The sequence below is a fragment of the Pseudomonas fluorescens group sp. genome, from assembly GCF_020093335.1.
Classification (GTDB): Bacteria; Pseudomonadota; Gammaproteobacteria; order Pseudomonadales; family Pseudomonadaceae; genus Aquipseudomonas; species Aquipseudomonas petroselini.
On record NZ_JAIOKW010000007.1, the window covers coordinates 136928 to 149777 of the forward strand.

Annotated in this window: 10 protein-coding genes; 6 read left to right on the forward strand and 4 right to left on the reverse strand. The window is 63.0% G+C overall.

Features of this window, described 5'->3' with window-relative positions; translation table 11 throughout:
• The first annotated feature begins 31 nt into the window (after nucleotides 1–31).
• The 4 genes from K7431_RS10710 (at nucleotide 32) to K7431_RS10725 (ending at nucleotide 6503) form a co-directional block, all read left to right on the forward strand.
• Nucleotides 32–2422 carry a hybrid sensor histidine kinase/response regulator gene (locus tag K7431_RS10710; protein WP_015886044.1) on the forward strand — a complete coding sequence of 797 codons (2391 nt, stop codon included), beginning with the start codon at nucleotides 32–34 and terminating at the stop codon, nucleotides 2420–2422.
• A 67-nt stretch (nucleotides 2423–2489) separates the two neighbouring features.
• Entirely contained in the window at nucleotides 2490–4145 is a 1656-nt protein-coding gene (locus K7431_RS10715) for an acyl-CoA dehydrogenase family protein (protein ID WP_043205950.1), read from the forward strand.
• A 178-nt stretch (nucleotides 4146–4323) separates the two neighbouring features.
• A complete protein-coding gene (amn, locus tag K7431_RS10720; RefSeq protein ID WP_162471075.1) occupies nucleotides 4324–5796 on the forward strand; it encodes an AMP nucleosidase in 1473 nt (490 codons plus the stop codon).
• Nucleotides 5797–5867: 71 nt separating this feature from the next.
• Entirely contained in the window at nucleotides 5868–6503 is a 636-nt protein-coding gene (locus K7431_RS10725) for a pseudouridine synthase (protein WP_015886041.1), read from the forward strand.
• Here the strand turns inward: K7431_RS10725 and K7431_RS10730 are convergent.
• The gene (locus tag K7431_RS10730; RefSeq protein ID WP_025999909.1) at nucleotides 6498–6707 is read right to left on the reverse strand and encodes a DUF2788 domain-containing protein; all 210 of its coding nucleotides are present in this window, start codon (nucleotides 6705–6707) and stop codon (nucleotides 6498–6500) included. The genes K7431_RS10725 and K7431_RS10730 overlap by 6 nt on opposite strands.
• A 199-nt stretch (nucleotides 6708–6906) precedes the next feature.
• Entirely contained in the window at nucleotides 6907–7386 is a 480-nt protein-coding gene (locus K7431_RS10735; protein WP_003176264.1) for an Lrp/AsnC family transcriptional regulator, read from the reverse strand.
• 397 nt (nucleotides 7387–7783) lie between these two features.
• Here K7431_RS10735 and K7431_RS10740 point away from each other — a divergent pair, with 397 nt between their 5' ends.
• On the forward strand, nucleotides 7784–8857 hold the full coding sequence (locus K7431_RS10740) for a DUF6515 family protein (RefSeq protein WP_043205947.1): 1074 nt from the start codon (nucleotides 7784–7786) through the stop codon (nucleotides 8855–8857).
• Here the strand turns inward: K7431_RS10740 and K7431_RS10745 are convergent.
• Nucleotides 8854–9747 (reverse strand): cation diffusion facilitator family transporter, encoded by an 894-nt coding sequence (locus K7431_RS10745; RefSeq protein WP_015886039.1) that lies wholly within the window; start codon nucleotides 9745–9747, stop codon nucleotides 8854–8856. The genes K7431_RS10740 and K7431_RS10745 overlap by 4 nt on opposite strands.
• Before the next feature lie 9 nt (nucleotides 9748–9756).
• The gene (locus tag K7431_RS10750) at nucleotides 9757–10176 is read right to left on the reverse strand and encodes a hypothetical protein (RefSeq protein ID WP_043205945.1); all 420 of its coding nucleotides are present in this window, start codon (nucleotides 10174–10176) and stop codon (nucleotides 9757–9759) included.
• Between the two features lie 124 nt (nucleotides 10177–10300).
• Here K7431_RS10750 and hrpB point away from each other — a divergent pair, with 124 nt between their 5' ends.
• Nucleotides 10301–12811, forward strand: coding sequence for an ATP-dependent helicase HrpB (hrpB, locus tag K7431_RS10755; RefSeq protein ID WP_015886037.1), 2511 nt, complete (start codon nucleotides 10301–10303; stop codon nucleotides 12809–12811).
• The last annotated feature ends 39 nt before the right edge of the window (nucleotides 12812–12850 follow it).

Consider the following 12850-nt stretch of genomic DNA (forward strand, 5'->3'; position numbering starts at 1 on the left):
GACATAACCGGACAGGCCACGCTGGGGCTCTATGCGCTATTTGCTGATTTTATTGTTGTGCGGGCTGCCGATGCTCGCCAGCGCCATCGAGTTCAACCAGGACACGCGAAGCCTGCCGCTGGGCCGAGCCATGCAAGTGCTCGAAGACCCGACCGACGCCCTCACGATTGCCGACGTCAGCGCGCCTTCCGCCGCCACGCAGTTCAAACCCCATGATAAAGACACGCTGAACGCCGGCTACTCGCGCTCGGTGTTCTGGCTGAAGGTCAATCTGCATTACCTGGCCCAAAACCCCGACGTGCAACGCACCTGGTTGCTGGAGCTGGCGTACCCGCCGCTCGACCACCTCGACCTCTACCTGCCCGACAGCACCGGCACCTACCGCCTGGCCGGGCGCACGGGGGATGCGCTGCCGTTTTCCGCCCGTGAGATTCGCCAGAACAACTACCTGTTCAAGGTCGACTTCACGCCGGGCGAGACAAAAACCGTCTACCTGCGCCTGCAAAGCGAGGGTTCGATCCAGGCGCCATTGACGCTCTGGTCCAGCACGGCCTACCTGGAACAACAGCCGCTGCGCCTGTATGTGTTGGGCCTGATCTATGGCGTGTTGCTGGGGATGCTGGTCTACAACCTGTTCATCTACCTCAGCGTGCGCGACACCAGCTACCTTTATTACATCTTGTATATCGCTTCGTTCGGCATGTATCAGCTGTCGGTGAATGGCGCGGCAGTGGAGTATTTCTGGCCGAACAACCCCTGGTGGGCGAATGCCGCGACGCCGTTCCTGATCGGTGCGGCAGCGCTCTTCGGCAGCCTGTTTGCGCGCAGCTTTTTGCACACCGCCCAGCACAGCCGCTGGATCAACCGTCTACTGCTGGCGCTGGTGGCGGGTGGTGGCGTAGTGATGCTGTTGTCGTTGATGACCAGCTACGCCCTGGCGCTGCGCCTGGCCACCGGTTTGGCATTGGTGTTTACCGTGACCATCTTTGTCGCCGCCATCAAGGCCTGGTATTGCGGCCAGCGGGTGGCGCGCTATTTCATCATTGCCTGGTCGGCGTTCCTGCTGGGTGGGGTGGTGAATACCCTGATGGTGCTGGGCTACCTGCCCAATGTGTTCCTGACCATGTACGCCAGCCAGATCGGCTCCGCCATTGAAGTGGCGCTGTTGTCCCTGGCCTTGGCCGACCGCATCAACGCCATGCGCGAACAACAGGCGCAGATCCTCTTCGATGCCAGCCAGAAGCTCGAGGTGCTCAATGCGCAACTGGCCCGCAGCAATCGGCTCAAGGATGAGTTCCTCGCCACCCTGACCCACGAACTGCGCACCCCCATGAACGGTGTGATTGGCTCCCTTGAGCTGATGCAAACCGTGCCCCTGGACGCGGACCTGGCGCAGTACCAGCAAACCGCGGCCGGTTCGGCGCGGGACATGATGCGCATGGTCAACGGCATTCTCACCCTGACCGAATTGCAGGCCGGACGCCTGAATGCCCAGCCCCAGGTGTTCAGCCTGCGCGGTACGCTCGACACCTTGCGCCAGCAGTTCAGCGCCAGCGCCCAGAGCAAAGGCCTGGCGTTTTCCATCGACGTGGCGGACGAACTGCCGGACCGTGTGCTGGGTGACGCCGACAAACTGCTGCAGTGCCTCGATTGCCTGCTCGATAACGCGTTCAAGTTCACCCACGAAGGCTCGGTTCGCCTGCGGGTGGTCGGCGTGCCCCACAGTGACGGTGGCTTGCGCCTGAGCTTTATCGTCACCGACACCGGTATTGGCTTCGCTTTCCTCGACGAGGCCACGCTGTATCAGCGTTTCTTCCAGCTCGATGGTTCCACCACCCGCGAATACGGTGGCCTGGGTATCGGCCTGGCCATTTGTCGGCAGCTGATCGAGTTGCTGGGCGGGCGCCTCACTCATCATTCCGAACCGAGCAAAGGCAGCCGCTTCCAGCTGGAAATGGAAGTCAGCCCGCTGCCGGCCGAGTCCAGCCCCGTCCCGGATAAGCAGCGCGCCCCGCAGGACTGCTCGGTGCTGCTGGTGGATGACAACAGCGTGGGCCAACTGGTGGTACGCGGCATGCTGCTCAAGCTCGGCTATCGGGTGAAAACCGTAGACAGTGGGCCGAATGCACTGGCGGCCTTGCAGGGTGGGAATTTCGACGCGGTGTTGTTGGACCTTCCCGAAGGTGGCTTCTCATTGTGCTGTCAGATCCGTGCACTGCCTGGTTGCGGCGAGTTGCCGGTAATCGCCTTAAGTACCTCACTGAATGTGTCGGAGCGCGAGCACTGCCATGGCATCGGCGTCTCCGAACGCCTCGCCAAACCCGTACGTTTCGAGGCCTTGCAGGCGGTGTTGGCGCGGCGGTTACTGGGCAAGGTAGAGGGCGAAAGCGCCGGACATTCGGCGGGTATGCCACTGTTTTAAGGCGTATGACGGTGCTTAACTGAAATTCAGGCCTCAAATAAACGTGGCCTTTTCCAGGAGGCCCGTCATGAACCTGCATCAGTTCGCCGAAACCCACGACGTCACCAACCAGCCCCCGTCCCTGGACGGCACCAACCTGTACCGCATCGATTTGCCCCTGCAGGAATGGTCGCGCCGCTTTGGCGCCGGCTGGGCACACGCGCGCATTGATGCGTACGGTGCGTTGGCCGGCGGGCCGCTGATGGAGGCCGGATTCCTGGCGAACCAGAACAAACCGGTGTTCAGCAGCCACGACCGTTATGGCCATCGCATCGACCTGGTGGAGTTTCACCCGGCTTACCACGAGCTGATGCGCACGGCCGTCGAGCACGGCCTGCCGTCGCTGCCGTGGGCTCATCCGCAGTCCGGCGCCCATGTGGCCCGCGCCGCCATGACCTACCTGCACAGCCAGGCTGAAGCGGGCACCGGCTGCCCGCTGACCATGACCTTCGCCTGCGTGCCGGCCCTGCGCCTGCAACCTGACCTTGCCAAGACCTGGCTGCCGAAGATTCTCAGCACCGACTATGACCCGCGCAACGTCGGCATCGCCCATAAGGCCGGTGCCACCATCGGCATGGCCATGACCGAGAAACAAGGCGGCACCGACGTGCGCGCCAACACCACCCGCGCTTACCCCGTAGGCGCGGGCGGCCCCGGCCAGGCGTATGAACTGGTGGGCCACAAGTGGTTCTGCTCGGCCCCGATGTGCGATGCCTTCCTGACGCTGGCCCAGACCGACAAGGGCCTCACCTGTTTCCTACTGCCCCGGCACCGCCCGGGTGACACGCGCAACGAGTTCTATATCCAGCGCCTGAAAAACAAGCTCGGCAACTGCTCCAACGCCTCCAGCGAAGTGGAGTTCCGTGGCGCCCTGGCCTGGATGATCGGCGAGGAAGGTCGTGGCGTGCCGACCATCATCGAGATGGTCGCCATGACCCGCTTTGATTGCATGGTCGGCTCCAGCGCCCTGATGCGCCAGGCGCTGACCCAGGCCAGCCATCATTGTGCCCATCGTTCCGTGGGTGGCCGCGTGCTCAGCGAGCAACCGCTGATGCAAAACGTGCTGGCCGACCTGGCGCTGGAAAGCGAAGCCGCACTGGCCTTGAGCCTGCGCATGGGCCGGGCGCTGGATCACCTGGGTGATGAGCAGGAAGCCAAGTTTTCCCGCCTGGTGACAGCGGTGGGCAAGTATTGGATCTGCAAGCGCGCCCCGGCGATGATCAACGAAGCCGCCGAGTGCATGGGCGGTGCCGGGTATGTCGAGGACAGCATCCTGCCGCGTCTGTACCGTGAGGCGCCGGTGAATTCGACGTGGGAAGGTTCCGGCAATGTGCAGTGCCTGGACGTGCTGCGGGCGTTGTCGAAAGAGCCGGGTGTGTTGGAGGCGCTGTTTGTGGAGTTGGGGGATGGACATGGCGACCGGCTGTTGGCGCGGCATATCGAACAGCTGAAGTCGGCGTTCATGGACACCCAGGACATGCAATACCGCGCGCGGCAGCTCACCGAGGACATTGCCGTGGCGTTGCAGGCCAAGTTGCTGCTCGAGGCGGGGATTGCGGCGGTGAGTGATGGGTTTATCGCCAGTCGGTTGGGCGAGTCGTCCGGCCGGGTGTATGGCACGTTGCCGCGAGGCGTTGATGTCGACGCCATCGTCGCTCGCTCAAGCCCGCATTCATCTATGTAAACGCGGTCAAAATGTGGGAGGGGGCTTGCCCCCGATAGCGGTTTGTCAGCGACAGAGGTGTTGGCTGACCGTCAGCTATCGGGGGCAAGCCCCCTCCCACATTTACTGCATTCCAACTCTGGTGTTTCGGTGCGGCCGGGATACAGGCAAGATAAAGGCCTGCAAGTCAGAACACAGGATGCTTACCGTGACCGAAGCTTTTGTTGTCGTTCAAACCGCCGAAGAGGCCGTCGATCGGCTGGCGGCTCTGCATGAGCGTGCTACCGGCGCGCTCAATCAAGCCCTCAAGCAATACCTCAAAGACCGCGTCGAGCCCGACGCCGCACAACGTGCGCTGTTTCGCTACCCGGAACTGCGCCTGACCTACCACTGCCACGGCGAAGTCCCTCAGACTACCCGCGCCTATGCCAAGGTCCAGTTGCCGGGGACCTACAGCGTCACCGTCACCCATCCTGCAGCGTTTCGTAAGTACCTGCTGGAACAACTGGTGCCGCTGATGCACGACTTCACCGTGACGGTGGAAGTCGGTGTCAGCCAGCAGAACATCCCGTACCCGTACGTGGTGGAGCAGGGCGACGAACTGGCCGGCTCCGGCGTGACCGCTGCGACCCTGGCGCGCGTGTTCCCCAGCACCGACCTGTCGGCCGCCACCGATGGCATCGCCGATGGCCTCTACGATTGGGAAAACACCGACCCGCTGCCCCTGGCGCTGTTCGATGCTGCCCGCGTGGATTTCTCGTTGCGTCGCCTGGTGCATTACACCGGCAGTGACTGGCGCCATGTACAGCCGTGGATCCTGCTGACCAACTACCACCGTTATGTCGACCAGTTCATCCTGCATGGCCTGGAGCAACTGCGCAGCGACCCGCGCTTTATCCGCATGGTGCTGCCGGGCAACGTGGTGATCGACAAGGCCATGGACCACGGCGAAGCGTCGGCGATTGCCGCAGGCGTGGTGTGGCACCGTTACCAGATGCCGGCCTATCACCTGCAAGCCACTGATGGCCACGGTGTGACCCTGGTGAATATCGGCGTCGGCCCGTCCAACGCCAAGAACATCACCGACCACCTGGCGGTGCTGCGCCCGCATTGCTGGCTGATGATCGGCCACTGCGGCGGACTGCGCCAATCCCAGACCATCGGCGATTACGTACTGGCCCACGCCTACATGCGCCGCGACGGGATTCTCGACCGGGTGGTGCCGCCGAATATCCCGATCCCGGCCTTGGCCGAAGTGCAGATGGCCTTGCAGCAAGCGGCGGCCAATGTCACCGGCGAAAAAGGCGAAGAGCTGAAAAAACGCCTGCGCACCGGCACCGTGTTGACCTACGACGACCGTAACTGGGAACTGCGCTGGGCCCAGGAGCGCCCGCTGATCAACCTGTCCCGCGCCGTCGCCGTGGACATGGAAAGCGGCACCATCGCGGCCCAGGGTTATCGCTTGCGGGTGCCGTACGGCACGTTGCTGTGTGTGTCGGACAAACCGCTGCACAGCGAAATCAAGCTGCCGGGTTCGGCTAACGCGTTCTATGAACGTGCGGTGAGCCAGCACTTGAAGATCGGCATTGAGGCCGTGGATTTGCTGCGTACCGAACTTAACTCGCTGCACTCGCGCAAACTGCGCAGCTTCGACGAACCGCCGTTCCGCTAAGCGGTTGGGATGGTTATTTAACGGTCAGGCCACTAGCATTGTCGGTCCTGACCGTTAGATGTTCCTTTGCCATGTCCCGTCCTTCCCGTCCCGATTCACGCCGCCCTGGTGTGAAATCCCCGTATTCCGCTGCGCGGCGTGTCGCCAAGGCACCACCGGCCGAGCCGAAGTTGATCCTGTTCAATAAGCCGTTCGATGTGCTGACCCAGTTCAGCGACGAAGGCGGGCGCGCGACCCTCAAGGATTTTATCGATATCCCCGGTATCTACCCGGCGGGCCGCCTGGACCGTGACAGCGAAGGCCTGTTGCTGCTGACCAACGACGGCCAGTTGCAAGCGCGGATTGCCGACCCCAAGCACAAACTGGCGAAAACCTACTGGGTGCAAGTGGAAGGCGAGCCCACCGAAGAGCAGCTGCAACGCTTGCGCGACGGTGTAGCGCTCAACGACGGCAAGACCTTGCCCGCCGAAGCGCGGCTATTGGAAGAACCGGCGTTATGGCCACGTAACCCGCCTGTGCGCTTTCGCAAAAGCGTGCCGACCCATTGGTTGGAATTGGTGATTCGTGAAGGACGTAACCGCCAGGTGCGGCGTATGACGGCGGCCGTGGGCCTGCCCACGTTACGCCTGGTGCGTGTACGAATTGGCGATTGGACAATCGATGGCCTGGATCAGGGCCAATGGAAAGAAGTGCCGGCGCGCTTATAAAGCGCCGGACTCGATCAGGCCGATCACCACGCTCTTGATGATGAACGCGGCCACGCCCAGGCCCAGTACGAAGAACAGGATAAACGAGCCAAAGCGCCCGGCCTTGGACTTCTTCGCCAGGTCCCAAACGATAAAGCCCATGAAAATGATCAGGATCGTGACCAGGCCGGTCATCATCCATTCTTCGAAGAGGGCGGGGTCGATGTTGTTCACGGGGTATTTTTCCGACAGGGCAGGCGGGAAGTATACGGCAGCGTTACAGACGCAACATTGACCTGGATCGAAGTGCAATCCAAATGTGGGAGGGGGCTTGCCCCCGATAGCGGTGGGTCAGTTGATAAATAACTGACTGACACTCAGCCATCGGGGGCAAGCCCCCTCCCACATTTGACCTTCACCGATCTTAAGTGCGCAGGTGGGTCAGGGGCAGTTCGGTGCTGTTCAATACCTGATTGAGCACAAAGCTGGAACGCACGCTGGTCACGCCTTCAATGCGGGTCAAATGCCCCAGCAGCAGTTTCTGGTAGTGATCCATGTCCGGTACCACCACTTTCAACTGATAGTCAGCATCCATCCCCGTCACCAAACTGCACTCCAGCACTTGCGGCAGGGTGCGGATCGCCGCTTCAAAATTCTCGAAGCGCTCGGGGGTGTGGCGGTCCATGCCGATCAGCACGTAAGCCGTCAGGCTCAGCCCGAGCATCTTGCGGTCGAGCAAGGCGACCTGACGGGAGATGTAGCCGTCGTCCTCCAACTGCTTGACCCGGCGCGAGCACGGCGACGGCGACAAGCCGATGCGTTCGGCCAACTCTTGGTTGGAGATCCTCGCGTCGCGCTGCAATTCCGCCAAAATACTCAGGTCGTATCGGTCAAGCTTGCTCATTGGGATGGCCTTTGTCGTAACTATTGCGGTGAATTATCCATGAAGGGTTAAAAATTGCGCAAGCACTGTTTATTGACGCAATCTTCGCAATCATCTGTCGGGCGCAGGCGGGTATCTTTATCAACAGAATCACCGCCTGGACAACAGTCCACAGCAGCTCGCCCAATCAGGCCTGCTGCGGCCGCCACCTCAGCAGGGTTGAGCCGGCCTCCAGGCTGCACACTGTCCACAAGACGGCGTGAGGTGAGCCAACGTCAAAAGCGTTGAGCCAGGACGAAGTTCTCAAGGGGTGGCCGACGGGTCACCCCTTTTCTTTTGCCTGCTGATAACCTGTGCGAGAACCGGGCCTGGCTTTTCCAGTCTCATGGACAGGCCCTAATCCGCAGTGAGGAATAGCATGAAGCGCATCTGGCGTTTGGCAGGTGTAGGTTTGCTGATGGTCACCGTTGGCGCCCAGGCAGTCGCCGACGAGCGTGACAACGCACCGCGCGGTGACGGCGGTGGTCAGCATGAAAGAGGGCCGGAGGGCGGTCGGCCTGGTGGAAATGAACAACCGCGTCCGCAGAACAACCCAACGCGCCCGCAAAATGCCCCGCAACGGCCGGAAAACACTCAGGCACGGCCCGAAAACAATCAGCCGCGCCCACAGAATCAGCATTTTGATCGCGGTGGCCAGAACGGTGGTGGCCAATGGCAGGGGCGCCCCCAAGGCAATGAGCAGGGGCGACCGGTGCAACCGCCGCAACCGCAACCGGCGAATAACCTGCCGATCCAGAGTCGCCCCGACACCGTGCGCCAGACCCAGGAACCCCGCCAGGGTTATTACCGCGACATCCCTCGACGCAATGATGGCAACCCGCACTGGGAAGCCGGTGGCCCAGGCTCTCGCCCCGGTGACAACCGCTGGCCAGGCCGCCCCGACGGGCACGGCAATGGCTGGGGCCCAGGCCCCCAACATCGCCCCGGCTACGTGGTCGACCGCTTCCCCGATCACAATTACCGCGTGCCTTACCGTGGCCAGGATTACTTCTACTCCGGCGGCTACTGGTACCGCCCGCAAGGCCCACGTTATGTGGTGGTGACACCACCGTATGGCATCCGCGTGCATTCCCTGCCGGACTATGCGCGTGAAGTGTGGATAGGCAGTGCGCTGTTCTTCCTCGCCGCGGGCTCTTACTACACCTACGAAAGCAGCTCCCAGCAGTACGTGGTGGTGCAACCGCCGACCGCCGTGCCGTCGCCGCAGCCTACGCCGCAAGGTAATGGCTATGACGTGGTGGCGTATCCCGCCAACGGCCAGTCACCGGCCCAGGTGCAGCAGGACGGTTATGACTGTTATCGCTGGGCGGTGCAGCAAAGTGGTTTCGACCCGCAGCAAGTGACCTACGCCCCCGACCCGGCGGTGGTGCAAACCTACCGCCAGGCCCAGGGCAACTGCCTGAGCAGTCGTGGTTATCAGGTGCAGTACTAGGTTTTATTGCCCGTGACCACTTCCCGCGGGTCGGCGTGCACCAGCACTTCGGCGCGCGGGTAGGCTTTGTGAATGGCATCGGCGGCCTGGTCGCTGATGCCATGGGCCACTGACAGCGTCAATTCTCCCGGCAGTTCCAGGTGCAGTTGCACAAACCAGTGGCTGCCGGAAATCCGCGTGCGCAAATCATGCGCACCCAACACCCCCGGTACGCCACGGGCCAGTTCCAGCATGTGCTGGCTGACGTCCGGCGGCAGCTCTTCATCCATCAGCACCGCAAAGCTTTCCCGGGCGATCTGGATCGCGCTCCACAAAATGTAGGCGGCGATGCCCAGGCCAAACCAGGCGTCGACTTGATGAAAGCCCATGCCCGCCAGCACCAGTGCCACGAGAATGCTGCCGTTGAGCATCAAGTCGGAGCGGTAGTGCAGCGAGTCCGCACGCACGGCGTTGGAGCCGGTTTCGCGGATCACCCGGTGTTGCAGCATCAACAGCGCCACCGTCAGTACCAGGGAAAAGATGATCACGCCAATGCTTAACCACGGCGCGCCCACCGGCTCTGGATGTTGCAGGCGCTCGTAGGCCTGGAACGCGATCAATACCGCACTGCCGCCGATAAACAGCGCCTGGGCCATGCCCGACAGCGACTCGGCCTTGCCATGCCCGTAACGGTGATCGTCATCGGCCGGGCGCAGGGCGTAATGCACCGCGACCAGATTCAGCAGCGAAGTCACGCCGTCCAGCAGGGAGTCGGTCAAGCCGGCGAGCATGCTCACCGAGCCGCTGAGCCACCAGGCGATGGCCTTGGTAATAATCAGTGCACAGGCCACGCCCACCGACGCGCGGGTGGCCAGGCGCAGGAGCCTGGCGTGTTCGGGGCTGATGGTCATAGACGGTCCTTAAGCGGCGGGTTGCAGGCCCAGGCTGGCGAGCTGTTGCACGCTGCCCTTGAACTGGATCATGCGCGGGTCGTCGAGCGGCAGGGTGCGGCCGGTTTCTTTCTGGATGATGCTTTGCAGCTTGGCGTTGTCGACCTTGCCGTCGGCGCCAATGGCTTCGTGGAGTTTTTGCGGGTCGACCTGGGCGGTCTTGCCCGGTTCGAAATAAATTGCGCCGGTGGCGAAGTCCACGCCAAACGCGATCAGGCCAGGGATCACATAAAACAGCAGGCCCACGGCATCGAGCACGGCAATGGTCGGGTCGATCTTGCCGTCGATCTGGCCACGGCGGTCGGGGTAGAAAATCGAGCCGCAAGCCGTCAGTTGGCTCAGCAGGGTGACGGCGAGGACACCGCCGATGACACGGGAAGCGATACGCATGGAAACTCTCCTGAACACGGTTGATACGGGACTATATAGCAACGGTCTTATGGCAATGGCCTTGAGACCATCGTCGGCACTCGGCAGTTCGCCGTTATACTCGCCGCTCTGCTTTGGAGCCAGTATGAATTCGTTGCCGATTGATGATGTTTTACCCGCCCTGCGTGACGCCTTGGCGATTCGCCATGAGGCCGTGCTGGAAGCGCCGCCCGGCGCCGGTAAAACCACCCGTGTGCCGTTGGCGTTGTTGAATGAGCCATGGCTGACCGGGCAGACCATCCTGATGCTCGAACCCCGTCGTCTCGCCGCCCGTGCGGCGGCCGAACGCTTGGCCAGCGAGTTGGGCGAGAAGGTCGGTGAAACCGTCGGCTATCGCATCCGCCTGGACAGCAAAGTCGGCCCCAACACCCGCATCGAAGTGGTCACCGAAGGCATCCTCACCCGCCGCCTGCAGGACGACCCGGCGCTGGACGGCGTGGGCCTGCTGATCTTCGATGAGTTCCATGAACGCAGCCTTGATGCCGACCTGGCGCTGGCCCTGAGCCTGAATGGCCGCGAGCTGTTTCGCGATGAGCAACCGCTGAAAATCCTGCTGATGTCCGCCACCCTCGAAGGCGAACGCCTGGCCAGCCTGCTGGATGACGCGCCGATCCTGCGCAGCGAAGGGCGTATGTTCCCGGTGCAGATGCGCTGGGGGCGGCCGTACCAGCCGGGTGAATTCATCGAGCCGCGTGTGGTGCAAACGATCCTCGAAGCCCTGCATGACGAAACCGGCAGCGTGCTGGTGTTCTTGCCGGGGCAGGCGGAGATTCGCCGGGTCAGCCAGCAGTTGGCCGATGCCTTGGGCGATCGCACCGATGTGCTGCTGTGCCCGTTGCATGGCGAGCTCGACCTCAACGCCCAGCGCGCGGCCATCGACCCGGCGCCCGCGGGCAAACGCAAAGTCGTGCTGGCGACCAACATCGCCGAGACCAGCCTGACCATCAACGGCGTGCGCGTGGTGATCGATGCCGGGTTGGCGCGGGTGCCGCGTTTCGACCCCGGCAGCGGCATGACCCGCCTCGACACCCAACGTATCTCCCGCGCCAGTGCCACCCAGCGCGCCGGCCGGGCAGGGCGTCTGGAACCTGGGGTGTGTTATCGCTTGTGGTCCGAGGACCAGCATGAAGGGTTGGCTGCGTACGGCAGTGCGGAAATTCTGGCGGCCGACCTGGCCGGCCTGGCGCTGCAGTTGGCGCGCTGGGGCGTCACGCCTGCGCAGTTGGTATGGCTGGATGTGCCGCCGACCGCTGCGTATGCCCAGGCTCAGGATTTGTTGCAGCGCCTCGGCGCCTTGAATGACGACACGCTCACCGCCCATGGGCAGAAGATGGCCGAGCTGCCGGCCCATCCGCGTATCGCCCATTTGTTGCTGCGCGGGCAAGATCTCGGGTTGGCGGCGACGGCATGCGACGTGGCCGCCTTGCTGGGAGAGCGCGATATCTTGCGCGGCGGCGGTGCGGATTTGCACAGTCGGCTGGCGCTTCTGTCCGGCGAGGAGCGCGCACGCGGCAGCCAAGGCGGCGTGCAGCGGGCCAAGCAACTGGCGCGACAATATCGTGGCTACTTAAGAGGCCAGGCGGCTCAACCCGTTGCCGACCCCGATCACCCGCGCTGGCTCGGTGCCTTGCTGGCCCTGGCCTACCCGGACCGTGTCGCCCAGCAACGGCGCCCCGGTGGTGCCGAATACCGCCTGGCCAATGGCCGCGCTGCAGTGTTCGCCGAGGCTGACAGCCTCATGAAGCAACCCTGGCTGGTCATCGCCGATCTGGGCAGTCGCCAGGGCCAGCGTGAAGAACGCATCTACCTGGCGGCGGATTTTGACCCGATGCTGTTCGACACAGTGCTCGCCGAACAAGTGTGCAACGTCGACCAGTTGGACTGGGATGAACGCGAAGGCGTGCTGCGCGCCGAACGCCAACGCAAAGTCGGCGAATTGGTGCTCAGCCGTGAGCCGTTGACCGGTCTCGACGAATCCGCACGCAGCCAGGCGCTGGTCAACCTGGTGCGCCGCAAAGGCCTGGAACTGCTGCCGTGGACGCCGGAGCTGCGCCAGTGGCAGGCCCGCGTCATGCTGCTGCGCCAGCTGGACGCCGGTAAAACCAGCGAATGGCCCGACATCAGCGACAAGGCGTTGCTCGCCAGCCTCGAGCACTGGCTGATGCCCTACCTGGGCAAAGTCTCGCGGCTGAGCCACTTCGCCAGTCTGGATATCTCCAGCTTCCTGCACAACCTGCTGCCCTGGCCGTTGCCCCAGCGCCTGGACGAACTGGCGCCGCAGCACGTGAAAGTGCCGTCGGGTTCGTCGGTGCGGCTGGACTACAGCGAGCAGCCGCCGATTCTGGCGGTGCGTTTGCAGGAATTGTTCGGGCTGGCGGATACACCCCGCATTGCCGGCGGACGCCAGGTGGTGAAGCTGCACCTGCTGTCCCCGGCGCGTCGGCCGGTGCAGGTGACGCAGGACCTGGCGAACTTCTGGCGCAGTACCTATGCCGAGGTGAAGAAGGATTTGAAGGGGCGGTACCCGAAGCACTATTGGCCGGATGATCCGTTGGTGGCCGAAGCGACCGCGCGGATAAAACCTCGCAAGTCGTAACGCCACAGGTCCAAATGTGGGAGGGGGCAAGCCCCCTCC